General features: G+C 72.6%; 13 protein-coding genes. 8 read left to right on the forward strand and 5 right to left on the reverse strand.

All coding sequences use genetic code 11. From position 1 onward, the window contains the following. Window positions 1-45 precede the first annotated feature (45 nt). Window positions 46-666 carry a hypothetical protein gene (locus OHA34_RS30120; RefSeq protein WP_329519609.1) on the reverse strand — a complete coding sequence of 207 codons (621 nt, stop codon included), beginning with the start codon at window positions 664-666 and terminating at the stop codon, window positions 46-48. Window positions 667-1,214: 548 nt separating this feature from the next. Between OHA34_RS30120 and OHA34_RS30125 the strand changes: the two genes are divergently transcribed. From OHA34_RS30125 to OHA34_RS30150, 6 genes are all read left to right on the forward strand, one after another. After that, window positions 1,215-2,723: a hypothetical protein gene (locus tag OHA34_RS30125; RefSeq protein ID WP_329519610.1), complete on the forward strand. Its 1,509-nt coding sequence runs from the start codon at window positions 1,215-1,217 to the stop codon at window positions 2,721-2,723. 138 nt (window positions 2,724-2,861) lie between these two features. Then, window positions 2,862-3,260: a hypothetical protein gene (locus tag OHA34_RS30130; RefSeq protein ID WP_329519611.1), complete on the forward strand. Its 399-nt coding sequence runs from the start codon at window positions 2,862-2,864 to the stop codon at window positions 3,258-3,260. A 171-nt stretch (window positions 3,261-3,431) separates the two neighbouring features. Next, complete coding sequence (locus OHA34_RS30135) at window positions 3,432-5,042, forward strand: hypothetical protein (RefSeq protein ID WP_285937993.1); 1,611 nt, start codon at window positions 3,432-3,434, stop codon at window positions 5,040-5,042. After that, window positions 5,039-5,644 carry a hypothetical protein gene (locus tag OHA34_RS30140; protein WP_329519612.1) on the forward strand — a complete coding sequence of 202 codons (606 nt, stop codon included), beginning with the start codon at window positions 5,039-5,041 and terminating at the stop codon, window positions 5,642-5,644. The genes OHA34_RS30135 and OHA34_RS30140 overlap by 4 nt, the downstream gene beginning before the upstream one ends. A 1,075-nt stretch (window positions 5,645-6,719) precedes the next feature. Next, window positions 6,720-8,501, forward strand: coding sequence for a substrate-binding and VWA domain-containing protein (locus tag OHA34_RS30145; protein WP_329519613.1), 1,782 nt, complete (start codon window positions 6,720-6,722; stop codon window positions 8,499-8,501). Between the two features lie 25 nt (window positions 8,502-8,526). Then, a complete protein-coding gene (locus tag OHA34_RS30150) occupies window positions 8,527-9,159 on the forward strand; it encodes a prepilin peptidase (RefSeq protein WP_285937989.1) in 633 nt (210 codons plus the stop codon). Between the two features lie 6 nt (window positions 9,160-9,165). On the opposite strand, the gene OHA34_RS30155 is transcribed toward OHA34_RS30150, so the two are convergent. Next, a complete protein-coding gene (locus OHA34_RS30155; RefSeq protein WP_329519614.1) occupies window positions 9,166-10,674 on the reverse strand; it encodes an LCP family protein in 1,509 nt (502 codons plus the stop codon). Between the two features lie 206 nt (window positions 10,675-10,880). Here OHA34_RS30155 and OHA34_RS30160 point away from each other — a divergent pair, with 206 nt between their 5' ends. Continuing rightward, window positions 10,881-11,735 (forward strand): serine/threonine-protein kinase, encoded by an 855-nt coding sequence (locus OHA34_RS30160; RefSeq protein WP_285937987.1) that lies wholly within the window; start codon window positions 10,881-10,883, stop codon window positions 11,733-11,735. 138 nt (window positions 11,736-11,873) lie between these two features. Further along, window positions 11,874-12,239, forward strand: a complete 366-nt coding sequence (locus OHA34_RS30165) for a hypothetical protein (protein WP_285937986.1) — start codon at window positions 11,874-11,876, stop codon at window positions 12,237-12,239. A gap of 132 nt (window positions 12,240-12,371) precedes the next feature. Here the strand turns inward: OHA34_RS30165 and OHA34_RS30170 are convergent, their stop codons facing one another. Genes OHA34_RS30170 through OHA34_RS30180 form a run of 3 tightly spaced genes read right to left on the reverse strand, consistent with a single transcriptional unit; the run spans window position 12,372 to window position 14,766 of the window. After that, on the reverse strand, window positions 12,372-13,547 hold the full coding sequence (locus tag OHA34_RS30170) for an OmpA family protein (protein WP_285937985.1): 1,176 nt from the start codon (window positions 13,545-13,547) through the stop codon (window positions 12,372-12,374). Window positions 13,548-13,552: 5 nt separating this feature from the next. After that, entirely contained in the window at window positions 13,553-14,119 is a 567-nt protein-coding gene (locus OHA34_RS30175; RefSeq protein WP_285937984.1) for an OmpA family protein, read from the reverse strand. Next, entirely contained in the window at window positions 14,116-14,766 is a 651-nt protein-coding gene (locus OHA34_RS30180; protein ID WP_329519615.1) for a hypothetical protein, read from the reverse strand. The genes OHA34_RS30175 and OHA34_RS30180 overlap by 4 nt, the downstream gene beginning before the upstream one ends. Window positions 14,767-14,836: the final 70 nt, after the last annotated feature.

Consider the following 14,836-nt stretch of genomic DNA (forward strand, 5'->3'; position numbering starts at 1 on the left):
GGACGGCGGGTGACGGCGGGGCCAGGTGGGTCCGGCGGGCGCGGGTCAGCGGGCGGGAGTGACGGCGGGAGTGCTCGGCGCGCTCCTGCGGCCCGCGTCGTCGATCGCGGTGATGGTGAAGCCGTACTGCACGCCGCTCCGGGCGCCCGGGTAGACGGTCGTCTGGACGGCGGCGCCGTCGATGACCGTCGGGTCGCCCGGGGGCACCGTGCGCGGCTCCAGTCGGGCCGCGCCCGCGCCGATCGGGACGATCAGGTAGCTGATCGCGCCGGGGACCTCCGCCCAAGAGACGGTGATGGTCGCACCGCCGGTCGCCATGGCCCGCACCCGGGTGGGCGTGCGAAGGATGTCACCGGACTGGGACCCGGCCCCCGGCCAGGGGACGGGTGCCTGCTGCGCGCCCGCGAGCGAGGGGGCGCCGCCCGAGGGGGCCGCGGACCCGGACGGCCCGCCCTTCGAGGCGGAGCCGTCCTCCCCGGTGCCGGAGCCGTGGGAGAGCAGCGCCCAGCCACCTGACCCGATCAGCACGCCGACCGTGAGCGCGGCGGCCACCGCGATGCTCGTCCGCTCCCGCCTGCCCTCCAGGTCCGGCCTGCGGGCGGGGAGCCCGGACGGCGAGCCCGGACGGTGCGGTCTCACCGGCCGCGAGCCGCCGGCCGCCGTCAACGTGCGAGCGGACGCCGAAGCGGACGCGAACGCCGGTGCCGGCTGGGGTGCGGACGCCGGTTCGGGCACCGGCTCGGGCACGGCGGACGGCCGCAGGGGAGGGACCGGCGCGGGCCGCGGCACTTGGGGCGGCGCCGGATCGCCGCCGACTTGGTACGGGGCCGGCGGGACCTCATCCAGCGGGGCAGAGGATTCCATAGGGGCCACCCGCCTTCACCCAGAAATGACCTGTTTACAGATGGATGAAACCAATGTAGGTGAGTACATGATCAGTGAGCAAGAGGCGGGGGGGTGCCGGTTCGTGCCGGGATCCCGGGGGTGAGTGGCACAGGTGGCCGCCGATTAACGTCCTGAAAACAGCCTCTTAACTGGGAATTAACCCTTGGCGCGGCGGGCCGGCTTGGGTCCCTGGGCCCATGGCCGACCGCGATGATCATGCGAGCCTGCTTCGCGTGCACGCCCTTCAGACGACCGAGAAGCAGCCGCCAGGGCCGCCGGATTCGGGTTCCGGACAGGCCGAATATCTGGCCCTCCTCCTCCTCGTCGTTGTGATCACTGTCACTCTCGTCTCGGGCGCCGTCGGCATCCGGCTCGCCCACGGCATCCAGGTCGCGATCTGCCGCCTGCTGGAGGTCGGCGGCCTGGACGCGGTCTGCGACGCGGGGACGGGCCCGTCCCGCCCCTCGGGCGCGGTGCGGGACCCGGACGAGCCCATCACCCCCTGCGTGGCCGGGATGGAGTCGGCGTACCTGGAGGAGACGCTGACGGTCCCGACCAAGCGCATCGACGTGCGGACCAACAGCCGCGGCACCGTGCAGCTGATCGAGAAGGTCGGGCCGGACGGCCGGCGGTTCTGGGACGTCATGGACTTCACCTGGGGCGAGGCGGGGGTGTCCAGCCCCGAGATCGGCGACTCGAAGTTCAAGTACGGGGTGTGGGGCGGGCTCGACGTCACCAACGGCAAGGGCTACCGCTTCACCGATGAGGCCGCCGCGCGCGCGTTTCTCAAGGACCTGACCGGCCACCGGATCGGGAACGCCGCCAAGTTCACCGTGCGCACCAATCCGATCACGGGCGGGCTGTCCTGGTTGCTCGGCAAGATCCCGAAGGTGGGGAAGGCCTACGACCGCTGGATCGGCGGGAGCGAGCCGGACGGCGAGGCCGCGATCGACTACGTGGACGGCGGCATCACCGGCGGGGGCAAGGGCGAGCTGGACCTCGGCCCGGTGAAGTTCCCCTTCAAGGGCCGGGGCTGGTGGGTGCAGGGCACCCAGAACGACCGTGAGAGCGGGCAGAAGACCACCTACGTCACCCAGCGCGGGGAGGCCGAGATCGGGGTCTCCATCGATCTCGCGAGCATCTGGCGGGGGCTGCCCAAGGGGGTCGAGGAGCGGGCCGCCGCCGGGATGGACGACGCGCTCGACCTGGCCATGACCCTGATCGTGAAGCGGCTCGGGCAGGAGCTCGGCGACGGGTTCGTGATGCCGCCCCGGCAGCGCGCCGAGATCAAGAAGGCGATCAGGGTGAACCCGAGCGGCGGCCTCAACTACAAGCACCGCGGCGGGGCGACCGCGTCGTTCACCGTCGACCGGCAGGGCCGCCCGGTCCGGCTGGTCAGGACCTCCTACGGCCAGGACGTCGTCTACTTCAGGGCGGACGGCAAGGCCAAGGTCGACGGCGAGGGCGTCCGCGCCGAGGCCACCGCCGGCCGGCAGTGGATCATCCACGCGCAGCGGACGCAGACCGACCGCGCGCTGTCCTACTCCGACCCCGCCGACCGCAAGGTCATCGAGGAGTACGGGCGCACCGGGGACGAGCGGATGCTGGACGCCTACTTCGCCGTCGGTGGCGGCACGATGTCCCGCCTGACCTACGACAACACCGGCGAGACCGAGAAGGAGGAGGCCAAGGGCGGGACCAAGGGCGCGGCCAAGGGGAAGCGGCGCAGTCACCTCGGGGTCTACGAGGTCGCCCGCGAACGGGAGAAGCACACAGTGCAGAGCGCCGAGTACTACAAGCCCGACCGGGGGTGGGTGCCATGGACGCGCTGCCACTGAGCGACCGGATCCCCGGTCCCCGGCAGCGGCCCGGAGGCTGACATGACGAACCGGCGCTCATCCAGGCGGCATTCGTCAGGGCGGTACTCGTCAGGGCGGTACTCGTCAGGGCGGTACTCGTCAGGGCGGTACTCGTCCTTGCGGCGCGCGGCCGGGCTGGTGGCGCGCGGTGCGGCGATCTCGCTCGCCGGTCTCGCGGTCGCCGCGGCGGTCGTGGTCCTGGTCGCGGTCGCCGCGCCGGGCCTCGCGGTGTCCGACGGGTTCTGGTGGGGTTCGGCCGTGGCGGCCGTGCTGCTCCAACTCGGCCTCGGCTACGCGGGCACCCGACGGCCGCTGCGGTACTCGGCGTCCGACCTGTACGAGCCGCCCCGCGCGGTCGCCGGGGCCGGGCCCGTGCTGGTCGCGGTCGCGGCGCACCTCGGCCTCGCGGTCCAGGGCGAGGTGACGGCCGGGGTGCTCCCCATGTGCGCGGCGGTGCTCGGCGCCGCCGCGGCCCTTATCCTCCCCGCGCCGCGCCGGAAGCGGCCCAGGGTCTGAGACTCGCGGGCAGTGCCTCCGGCCCGCGCCTCCCAGGTCCGGGGCTCCAGGACCCGAGACCCTATTGGAACCGTCCACATTTGGGTCCTGAGGCTCGCGCGCCCCGATGTCGCTCACGGATTCGATGGTGTGAACTGATATTCGTGCGCCATTAACACCGCGGAGGCATTCGTGTACCGGGATCGCGGCAGTGCGGGAGCCGGCTACATCGGTGTGCTGATGCTCGTCCTGGCCATCACGGGCGTGGTGGTGACCGCCGCGGTGCCGGGGACCTTCAAGGGCGGGATCAACGTCGCGGTGTGCAAGCTGCTGAGCGCGGGCGGCATGAGCGAGGACTGCGAGTCGGGCAACGGGGACGTGGGCGACCCCGTCTCGGCGCCGGGGCAGAGACCCTCGCAGCTCGCCCCGCTGCCCTGCATCTCCGGCCGCACCTTCAACACCGACATGGTGAGCAGCCAGTACCTCTTCTACAACCGGGAAAAGGACAAGTGGGAGCTGGCCACCCGCTTCAAGGACGACCCGGATGACCCCGACGACCCCAACGACGACCCGAACGACCCCAACGACGACTCCCCGGACGACAAGGGCGAGTCCATCGCGGTGCAGAGCTGGGACGGCGTGGGCAACGGCGCCGGGATCGAGGGCGGCTTCGGCAAGGGCGACGGCGGGATCACCATCGGCGTCGGGCAGAAGTGGGTCGCCGCCGACTACGACGAGTGGATGTTCAAGAACCAGGCGCAGCGCGACGAGTTCGAGCGGGAGACCGAGGTGGAGCGGAAGAAGCTCGAAGGCGCCCGCGCCCGCCAGCAGTACCGGGGGCTCCAGCTCCGGCCGGACGGAAGCCCGAAGGAAGAGGTCATCGATCCCGACGAGGCCGCGTACAACGTCGCCAAGCGGATGAAGATCCCGTACAAGCGGTACTACGGCGAGGGGACCAACCCCCATTTCAACGCGGGTGCCAGCTACAAGTCCGGGCAGGCCGGCGGCGCCATGGACGGGTACTACATCGACGGCGACGCCCTGCTCGCACCGGACGGCAAGACCGACGGCTCCTACACCGGTTACAAGCGCTACTTCGGCGGCAACTCGATCGAGGTGGGCTTCGGCAAGGACGCCAAGCTGACCACGCAGAAGAAGTTCGACCTGGGAAAGCTGCTCGCGCCGGCCGGTATCGAGCCCGGGGTGGGCTTCAGCGCGTCGGGCCGCTACGACACGACCAAGCGGTACATCGTCGGCGTTCAGCGCGACAAGCTGGGCAAGCCGGTCAACCTGATGCTCTACCGGGAAGACGGCTGGACGGTCAACCTGTCCGTCAGCGGGAGCGCGAAGTTCAACGGTCAGGTGCAGCCGAAGGGCAAGGGGAAGGGCAGCGGCTCGGGGGGCAAGTCCTTGATCCCGCTCTCCTGGGGCAAGATGTCGTTCGAGCAGACCGACATCCCGCTCACCGGCAACCCCGAGCTCGCGAAGATCGCCGAGAAGATCAACAACGTCAGCGGGGTGAGCACCCGCGATCCCGCGGCGGGCCAGGACCTGACCCCGAAGGAGGCCGAGGTGCTCCGGAAGGCGTTCCGTGACACCGGCCGGGTCGCGGTCACCGAGTTCGACCGCTACAACGAGCACGACGGCTCCGAGTTCGCCCTCAACGGCGGTAAGAAGGGCTGGGACGTCACGCTCTACAAGAAGGTGGAGCTGCACGACATCGAGAACCTCAAGAAGCGGGACGCCTTCTTCATCGACCCGGTGACGGGGAAGAAGGTTCCGTGGAAGGACTGCGGACGATGACGCGGAGGCGCCGCCGCGTCATCGTGGCCGCGGTGGCGGCCGTGGTCGTGCTGGTCGTGACGGCGGTGCTGGCCGTCTCGTGCTCGGGCGGTGACGACGAGCCCTCGAAACAGCGTCCGGCCGCTGTGACCTTGGACACGACGCTGGTCCCGTACAAGGGCGAAGGATTCAGCGTGAGCTATCCGCGCGGCTGGCGGAAGTTCAGCGGCCTGACCGTCGTGCAGGACGCGCAGTTCGAGGTCGGGGTGCTGCGCTCGCCCGAGTTCGGGCCCGAATCCTCGCTGGACGTGCTCGTCGGGAACGCCGCGTTCCCGCTGTCGGTCCTCGTCGACGACTGGCTCGAGGTGGGCACCCGGTTGGCCGACTTCAAGCTCGAATCCAAGAGACAACTGCTGGTCAGCGACGTGATCGCCTACGAGGTGCGGACCTCCTACCGGATCGAGCGCAAGGGCGGCGGTACGCTGCCGGTCCGCCAGGTGGACGTGTTCGCGGTGACGGCGAAGAAGCGGCTCGTGGATGTGCGCGTCACCGTCACCGCCGACCGCTACAACGACACCGCTCCGCTCATCCGGTCGATCGTTTCCTCCTTCCGACCCAGGTGAGGTCTGTCCGAACGGCTGTCAAGCCGCTCGGTCAAGGACCTCGGGGCCCTTGTGTCGGACGCCGGTGGCCATTTCAATGATCAGCATCATGTCCACCGGAGACGACGGCGCCGATATCCCGCCCATGCCGTTCAACCTGCCCGGCGGCCCCGCTGGCCAGGGCGGCGCCGAGCAGCCCGGCGAGGCGCCTGCCGCGCCATCGCCAGAACCCGCACGTCCAGAACCCGCACGTCAAGAGCCCCCACGCCCGGAGTCCGCGGAGCCGCCCCCCGCCCCCCAGGCATGGCCGCCGTCCGACGAAGGCGACTCCGGAGACGACGAGCCGCCGGCCCCGGCGTACGGCGCCCCCGCCGCAGATCCACCGGCGCCCTCCGTCGCGGGACCACCCGCGCCTCCTGCCGCGGAACCACCAGCGGCCCCCGTTGTAGAAGCACCGGCGCCCCCCGTCGTGGAACCACCGGCGCTCGCCGCCCCGGAGGCATCGCCGCCCGCCGCGCCCGAGGCACCGGCGGCCTCCGCCCCGCCGCCTGCTCCGCCGCCGCGCTCCACGCGGACCCCGACCCTCTCCTTCCCCGTGGGGAAAGGCTCCGCATCCCCGCAGCCGCCCACACCCCCGCAAGCCCCAGCACCCGCGCCTGCGCCCGAGCCGGGCCAAGGCCCCACGCCTCCGCAGGCATCCACGCCCGCGCCCGCGCAGGACTCCGCGCCCGCGCAGGACTCCGCGCCCCCGCGGGGGCCTGCGCCCGTGCCCCCGCTCGCTCCGCCGGCGCGTGCCGCAGGTCCCAACCGCCCGCCGCCCGCGCCGCCACCGCCACCGATGGCTGCACCCACCCCCACGCCCCCACCCCCACCGAGCCCCGCCCCCACTCCTCACCCGAGCTCGCGGCCCCGCCCGCAGGCCGTCCCTCCACCAGTCCCAATGCGGAGACCCGGCCAGGGACCCCAAGCCGGGCCCGGGGCGCCGTCCTCTCATCAGGGGACGCCAGGAACGCCGGGAATGCACGGGATGCCAGGCGTGCCTGGGACGTCCGCGACCCCGCCCGGAGCCCCACCCGGACCCTCGTTCGGGCCCCCCATGCCAGGCGGCGCTCCGCCCTCGGGGGCGGTCAAGCGGCAGAAGCGCCCGAAGGAGCGGAAGCCGAAGAACCGCCCGAAGTCCGTGGAGGTGTCGGGCTGGCTGATCAAGGTCCCGACCTGGGCGTCGATGCCGCTGCTGGTCGGGACGGTCGCCGCGCTGCTGCTGGCGGCGGGCGCGTTCATCGGTGTGTCCACCCTGGGCGGCGGCTGCGGCTCCCGGATGCGGCTGAGCATCGCCGCCGATTCCGGCGTGGCGCCCGCGCTCACCGAGCTGAGCCGCCGGTTTAACGAGGACGACGGCAACAAGGTCGACGGCAAGTGCGTCGAGGTCACGGTGAACGCCGCGCCCTCACCGTCCATCGCCATGGCGATCGGCGGGGACGGCCCGGCGGTCCGGCTCGCGGCCGACGTCTACGTCCCGGACTCCTCGCTCTGGCTGGAGCCCGCGGCCCGCGCCGCCGAACGGAACCGGATCGCGGTCCCGAAGCCGGCCGACTCGGTGGCCACCTCGCCCGTCGTGCTCGTCCGGCCCAAGAACGCGGCCTCGGCGGGCGCGGCCCTGAGCTGGCGCAGCCTGCAACCCGGACCGGGCGGCTCGCCGTACGCGCTGCGCATCGTGGACCCCGAGCGGGACGCCACCGGGCTCGCCGCGCTGATCAAGGTGCGGGAGGCGGCCGGCGGCGGCGAGCGGTCCGCGTCCGGGTTCGCCAGCATCCTCGACGGCGGCAAGGACGCCGTGGCGCCGGACGTGGCGAGCGGGTTCGCCGCGCTCGCCCAGGCCGGCAACCGGACCCCCGTCCTCGCCACGTCGGAGCAGGCCCTCTGGAAGCAGGCCCGCGCGGGCGGCGCGCCGATCACGCCGGTCATCCCGGCGGACGGCACGATGAGCCTCGACTACCCGATGATCGTCCCCGCCTCCGGCAAGGCCGAGGCGGCCGGCGCGTTCCTCCGCGCGATCGGCACTGAGCACGGCGCGGCGGAGCTCGCCAAGGTGGGGCTCCGGGCGGCGGGCAAGCCGCCCGCGCGCACCGTCTCGGCGGTCACCGGCGTCGCCCCGCAGGTGTCGGGACCGTCCGGGGCCACTCCGGGCCTGGCGGTCCAGTCGCTGGAGATGTGGCGGCGGATGCGGCTCGGCACCCGGATGCTGACCGTGATCGACGTGTCCGGATCGATGCTGGAGCAGGTGCCCGGCACCGGCAGGACCCGGATGCAGATCACGGCCGGCGAGGTCGAGCACGGCATGGCGATGCTGTCGGACGGCACCGAGATCGGCGTGTGGTCGTTCTCCACCGGCATGGACGGGCCGCGCCCGTACCGCGAACTGGCGCCGATCGCGCCGCTCGGCCAGACCACCGACGGCGGCACCCACCGCGCGAGCGTCGGGCAGGCCCTCGGCCGGATCCGGGCCAAGCCCGACGGTGACACCGGGCTGTACGACACCGTCCTCGCCGCCTACCGGAAGGTGAAGTCCGGCTACCGCGACGACATGATCAACATCGCGCTGGTGCTGACCGACGGCCGCAACGACTTCGCCGGGGGCATCGACGAGCAGACGCTGCTGGCCGGGCTGAAGCGCGAGTACGACCCGTCGCGTCCGGTCCAGGTCGTCGGCCTGGCGTTCGGCCCGGACGTCGACATGGCCGCCCTGGAGCGGATCGCCAGGTCGACCGGCGGCGCCGCGTACCGGATCAACAAGCCGATGGAGATCCGGACGCTGTTCCAGCGGTCGGCCGCGTTCAAGATGTGCGACGACCCGGCCAACTGCCCGGCGGCGGAGTGATGCGGACCCGTCCGCTGAGCGCCTGATGAACGCGCATCTCTGGACCGCCGTGGTGACGCTCCCGGCCGGACTGCTGCTCGGGCTGCGGCTCGCGCCGATGACGGCCCCCTACGCGGGGGAGCCGTCCCGCCGGCGCGGGTTCGCGATGGCGGCGGTCCTGGCCGCGGCGTGCGGCGTGCTCGGCTGGCGGTTCGGCCCGGCGCCCGTCCTGGTGGCGCTGCTGTACCTGGCGGCGGTGGGCACGCTGCTCGCCTTCGTCGACGCCGCCGTCAAGCGGCTGCCGGACCGCTTCACGCTCCCGTCGTACGGGATCGGCGCCGCGCTGCTCGCGCTCGCCGTGCCGTTCACCGACGACGGCCTCCGCAGGTTCGGGTACGCGCTGGCGGGGATGGCCGCGCTCTGGCTCATCTACCTGGTCCAGCACTGGCTGGTGCCGCGCGGAATGGGCGCCGGGGACGTGAAGCTGTCCGGCGTGCTGGGCCTGTACCTGGGCTGGTTCGGGTCGTCGACGTGGGTGGCGGGAATGCTCCTGGGGTTCGTCCTCGGCGGCGTCGCCGGCACCGCCCGGCTGATCGTCCGGCGCGAGCGGAGCACGATTCCGTTCGGCCCGTACATGCTGGCCGGCGCCCTGCTGGCGCTCCTGTTCGCCACCCCCTGACCGCCCTCAGGCACAGGGGTTCCGCCCGGCCGCGACGCCGCCGGTGATCTTGTTGATGGGCGGTGGCGCGAGCCGCGCCCCGTTCTTGCCGATGACGAGCCGCACCCCGTCCTCCGGCCCGTTGCCGCCGGGCGACAGCAGGGCGTCCGGCAGGACGCGGGCGAGCGCGGACGCCTGCCCCTCGGCCACCGGCGCGAACACGATGCGGCTCTCCGGGACGTCGGGTCCGGCCTCGACCTTCTTCGCCACCCGGAAGCCGCGCCGCCCGAGCTGCTTCACCGTCCGCTCGACCTCCTCGTCCGAGCCGCCCGCGTCGACCACCGTCACCCGGACGTCGCCGGGCTCGGCCGGCTTCTGCCGCTCCTCGGCCGGCGCCGCCGGCTCGGCGGGCAGGTCGTTGTCGTGCCGGATCGCCTCGAACAGCGGCTCGGCCCTCTCCCGGTCCCACTGGACCCGGTTGGGGTCGGGCGCGTACCCCTTGACCGGGACGGTCACGAACCGCACCTGCCCGGCGCTCATCCCCTTGACCCCCTCCGCCAGCTTCTTCATGGCGGACAGGTCGAGGTCGTCGTCGGTCGTCATCGACTTGGTGGCGGCCTTGAGGAATGTGTAGGTCTTGGCCGGGTCGGCGAGCACCCTGCCGCTGGTGGCCTTGTCGACCACCGCGGCCATGAACTTCTGCTGCCGCTCGATCCGCTCCAGGTCCGATCCGTCGCCGAGCGAGTAGCGCGCCCGCACGTAGCCGAGGGCGTCGTCGCCCTTGACCGTCTGCTTCCCGGCCTTCAGCGACAGCTCGGCCCGCGGGTCGTTGACGGGCTTGTCGACGCAGATCTCCACACCGCCGAGCGCGTCCACCATCCGCTTGAACCCGGTGAAGTCGACCTGCACGAAGTGGTCGATGTGGATCCCGGTCAGCGACTCCAGCGTCTTCCAGGTGCACGTCGGGCCCGCGAACGCGAACGCGGCGTTGAGCATGCCGAACTGCGCCGGGACCGTGCCGCCCTTCGTCTTCTTGCACGCCGGGATCCTGACCATCGAGTCGCGCGGGAAGCTGATCCCCACCGCCTGGTCCCGGTTCGGCGACAGGTGCAGCAGGATCGCGGTGTCGGACCGCGCCCCCGTCATCCCCGCCGAGGCCCCGTACCGCGCGTTCTCGCCGTCCCGCGTGTCGGACCCGATGAGCAGGACGTTGAGCGACTTGTTCAGCTTCTCGGGCCGGTCTGGCCCGAGCTGCCCGGCGTCGTCCTCGTGGGAGATGCCGCCCATCAAGTCGAAGTACAGCCCGGTGACCCCGGCCCCCGCGACCAGCAGCACCACGGCCGCCCCCAGCGCGGAACCCCGCACCACCTTCTGCCGCCGCGTCCACTTCTTCCGGCCGCCAGGCTTCTCCGCAGAGACGTCGCCAGGCTTCTCCGCGGGGACGTCGCCGGCATCGCCGCCGGCCTTCTCCGCCGGGACCGCGCCGGCATCGCCGCCAGGGGCATCGGTGTCCCTCGCGGGGTCTTCGTCGCTCATCCGGTCCCGTCTCGGCCGGCCCCTGTCGAGGCACATGGTCTGCGTGTTCACCAAGGCCGCGCACCCACCACCACCCGCTGGGAGCGCCACCCCTAGTTGGATGCTTAATCCGCCCAAAGTGTTGACACGGCCCCCAAAATTCCCCTTTGCCGCCCACCGTGGCCCTCCGGACGTGGCGCGTCCGCGGTTTCCGTACGATCTCTGTCGTGAGCACGGGGTGGGTCATCGACGGGCGGTTCACGATGCTCGACCGGATCGGGGCGGGCGGGTCGAGCCGCGTCTGGCGCGCCTACGATCACGCGGAGGCGCGGTACTGCGCCGCCAAGCTCGTCCGCCGGCGCGGCCCGACCTCGATGCTCCGCGCCGTGCGGGAACGGGCGCTACGGCTCGCGCACCCGCACGTCCTGACCCCGTACGCGTCGTGCGCCGCGGACGAGGACGTGCTGCTCGCCATGGACCTGGTGCGCGGCGGATCCCTCGAGACGCTGCTGGGGGACTACGGCCGCCTGCCGCCCGCCTACGCCGTCGAGGTGCTGGACCAGCTCCTGGCGGCGCTGAGCCACATCCACCGGGCGGGCGTGGTGCACCGCGACGTCAAGCCGGCCAACCTCCTCCTGGAACCCAGCCCGGTCGGGGCGCCGCACGTCCGGCTGGCCGACTTCGGGATCGCCCTCGGCGACGACGGGGTGCGCCTCACCACGACGGGCTTCACCGTGGGCACACCCGGCTACCTGGCCCCGGAGGTACTGGAGTGGAACCGCCCCGGACCGCGCCAGGACCTCTACGCGGCCGGCATGGTCTGCTGGCGGATGCTGACCGGCGCCGGCGACCCGGTGCCGCGGCAGCGGATCGGCGCCCCGCCGCCGGGAGTCCCTCCGGTGCTCTGGACCGTGGTGGCCCACATCAGCGCGCCCGACCCCCGGGACCGCCCGGTGGACGCCGACGCCGCCCGGCGGGCGCTCGCCGCCCCCCGGTTCCCCCTCCGGCTCCCGGCCCGGACGCTCGACGGCGAACCCCTGCAAATCTTCGACCACCTGGGCCCGCCCCCCGCGCCCCGCTGACGGTCACCGTCCGTACGTGCCCGGCTGCCCGGGTGATTAGCGGGCGATTAGCGGGCGATAAGCGGACGATAACCGGGCGATAAGGGTTCTTCGTACGGTGACTTCCACCAGTCCGTAGGACGCACAGGGGAGAAACCAGTGAAGCTACGCGCCGCCGCCCTCGCTGCCGGCACGGTGACCGCCGCCACCGTCCTCCTGGCCGGGGGTGCCACGTCGGCCTCCGCCGCCAGCCGCTACCAGACCATCGACCACAACTGGGGCCGGATCGTGTTCGACACCAAGGAGAAGGACTGGAAGGTGTGCGATGAGAAGGCCGACGGCCGCAAGGTCTACGGCGGGTTCAGCTGGAAGTCGGGCGGTAGCTACACCGAGCACCGCGACACGAACGGCGCCAAGAAGGGCTGCGAGTGGGGCGGCCCGCTGGATCCCGACATCAAGTACATGAACCTGTGCATCTCCTCCTACGGCCCCGACGACTGTGAGTGGCGCAAGATCTCGAACTGACCCCTCGCCCCGCCCACGAGCCACGGCCGCAGGAGACGAGGAACGCGGACGAGGGCCGGGGGCGGGGGCGGGGGCGGGGGACGGCGGGACCGGGTGGGGCGGGGACGGCCGGGATCGGGTGGGTCGCCGGGATCAGTGTTGTGCGGTGGAGATCACGACGCGCCGGTTCTTGGCGCGGCCCTGGGGGTCGTCGGAGCCGTCCGGTTTGGTGTTGGAGGCCACCGGCTTGGTCTCGCCGTAGCCGGTGGCCTTCAGCCGGGCGCGGGCGATGCCGCCCTTGGTGGCCAGCCAGTCGACGATGGCCTGGGCGCGCTTCTCGGACAGCCGCTGGTTGGGGCCGGGGTCGCCCTTGGCGTCGGTGTGGCCGTCCACCTGGACGATGCCGCCGCCGGGGGCCTCCTGGGCGAGCGAGGCGGCGACCTTCGCCAGGTCGGCGGCGGCGGCCGGTTTGATGTCGGCCTTGCCGAAGTCGAACAGTACGTCCGCCTCGATGTTGTAGGCGACCTGGTCGTCGCCCTTGAACACCTGGCTCCGGCCGGACTGGTAGCCCTTCAGGACGCTGCTCGGGATGCGCACGCCGGGGACGGCGACGCCCGGGACCCTGACGGCGGGCACGTTGACCGCGGGGACGCACTGCCGCCGGTCGTTGCAGGCCGCTGCGCGGATTACGGCGTCGCGGACCAGGGCGTCGCGGACGACGCCGTCGCGCATCAGGCCGTCGCGGGTGACCGCCTCGATGTACCGGCCGTCGCCGGAGGGCTTGCTCTGGCAGACCTCGTTGCGGGTGACGCCCGCGCGCTGCAACGGAGGCCGGGAGACCTCGGGACGGATGATCTCGGGGACGTCGATGCCGGGGGCATGGACGGCCGGCAGCCGCGCCTCCGGGATCGTCACGCCGGGGATGCCCGTCGCCGGGATCGCCAGCGCGCCCAGGCAGCCGCCGGGCGCCGGCGAGACCTGGACGCACTGCGCGGGGACGCGCTGGGCCGGGATGTCGACGCCGGGAACGGTGGCGGCCGGGACCTTCTGGTCGCCGACCGTCGCCTCGGGGATGTGCACCGGGGCGGTGTGCACGGCGGGGATCTCGACCGCCTGGATGAGCTGCCCTCCGCCGGGACAGGAGGTCGGCTCCGGCGTCGACGGCGTCGACGGCGCGGACGATGCGGGCGCTGGTGCGGACGAGGCGGTGCGGGCCGTGCTGGGAGGCCCGGCGACCGGCTCGGGGTCGCCGCCGCAGGCAGCGCCGAGCAGGACGGTGGACAGGGCCACGGACAGGGCCGCCGTACGGCCGCGCACGCTGTGCTTCATGGTGGTCAGCTCTTCTGGAAGGTGATGTCGACGCGCCGGTTCTTGGCGCGGCCTTCAGGGTTGTCCTTGCCGCCCTCGCGGTTGGGGGCGACCGGCTTGGTGGAGCCGTAGCCCTTGGCCTCGATGCGGACGCTCGCGCCGCCCAGCGCGCGCTGCAACTCGGCCTTGACCGCCTCGGCCCGCTGCTCGGACAGGCGCAGGTTGTAGGACGCGGCGCCGATGCTGTCGGAGTGGCCGGAGACCTGGACGGGGTCGCCGGTGCCGCGCAGCCGGGGGGCCAGCTCGGCGATGCGGCGGCGCGCGGAGTCGGTGAGCGTCGCCTTGTCGAAGTCGAACAGCACGTCGGAGGACAGCCGCACGGTGACCCCGGCGCCGCTCTTCTCCTCGGTCTCCAGTGGCAGGATGTTCTCGGCGAGCTGGATGTCGAACACGTGCGCGTCCGGATTGAGGGAGTGCACGGCCTGGGCGATGTTGACGTCGGGCACGGTCGGGTCGGCGCCCGCGACGCCCGGGATCCCGAGGGCGAGCGCGAGCACGGCGCCGACGACGGCCGGACGGCGCGGGAGGCTCATCGCGCGACCGGGATGTTGCGGAAGGTCGGCCACGAGCCGATCTGGACGTCCACCGCCTTGACGTTCTCCGGCGGCGCCGCGTAGGTGTACGCCAGCGTGGCGGTCTGGTTGTTGGCGATGTGCGTGAAGATGTCGTCGCTCTCCAACTTCTTGTGGTCGGAGTCGGCCACCACCACGTACCGCTTGAGGTTGACCGGGTCGATCAGCGCGGTGCCCAGGCTGTTGCCCCCGTTGAGGTTGTAGGGGTTGGGGTTGTCGGGCCCGCCGGCGGGGATGTGCGGGGCGAACTGCACGGTCAGCGTCGCCAGCTTGCCGCTCGCCTTGAGGCCCATGACGGCGATGTCGACCTTGGCCCCCGGGTAGATGGGGGAGTCGAAGGTCGCCTTGACGACGGCGGCGCCGGTGCCGTCCACGCTCGGCTTGCCGCCCTCGACCCCGATGCCGCCGGACACGGCGCCGCCCGCCGTGGAACCGCCCGCCGTGGAACCGCCCGCCGTGGAACCGCCCGTCGTGGAAGCGCCCGTCTTGGAGCCGCCGGACTTGGACCCGCCGTCGCCGGAGTCGTCGAACATCGAGCACCCCGTCAGCCCGCCGGTCAGCATCAGCGCGGCGGCCGTCAGAGTGGCCGCGCGGTACCTCAGGCGCATGGGTTCGTTCCTTCCGGTCGGAGATGGACGCCGATGGGAACCGGAGCGTCGCATGTGCAAATCTCTGCGT

Source organism: Spirillospora sp. NBC_01491 (assembly GCF_036227065.1).
GTDB classification, from domain to species: Bacteria; Actinomycetota; Actinomycetes; order Streptosporangiales; family Streptosporangiaceae; genus Spirillospora; species Spirillospora xylanilytica.

Excerpts from the sequence above, each read along its gene's own strand:
- OHA34_RS30140 (WP_329519612.1), top strand. The coding sequence starts at position 5,039 with ATGACGCGGAGGCGCCGCCGCGTCATCGTGGCCGCGGTGGCGGCCGTG.
- OHA34_RS30145 (WP_329519613.1), top strand. The coding sequence starts at position 6,720 with ATGCCAGGCGGCGCTCCGCCCTCGGGGGCGGTCAAGCGGCAGAAGCGC.
- OHA34_RS30150 (WP_285937989.1), top strand. The coding sequence starts at position 8,527 with ATGAACGCGCATCTCTGGACCGCCGTGGTGACGCTCCCGGCCGGACTG.
- OHA34_RS30155 (WP_329519614.1), bottom strand. The coding sequence starts at position 10,674 with ATGAGCGACGAAGACCCCGCGAGGGACACCGATGCCCCTGGCGGCGAT.
- OHA34_RS30170 (WP_285937985.1), bottom strand. The coding sequence starts at position 13,547 with ATGAAGCACAGCGTGCGCGGCCGTACGGCGGCCCTGTCCGTGGCCCTG.
- OHA34_RS30175 (WP_285937984.1), bottom strand. The coding sequence starts at position 14,119 with ATGAGCCTCCCGCGCCGTCCGGCCGTCGTCGGCGCCGTGCTCGCGCTC.
- OHA34_RS30180 (WP_329519615.1), bottom strand. The coding sequence starts at position 14,766 with ATGCGCCTGAGGTACCGCGCGGCCACTCTGACGGCCGCCGCGCTGATG.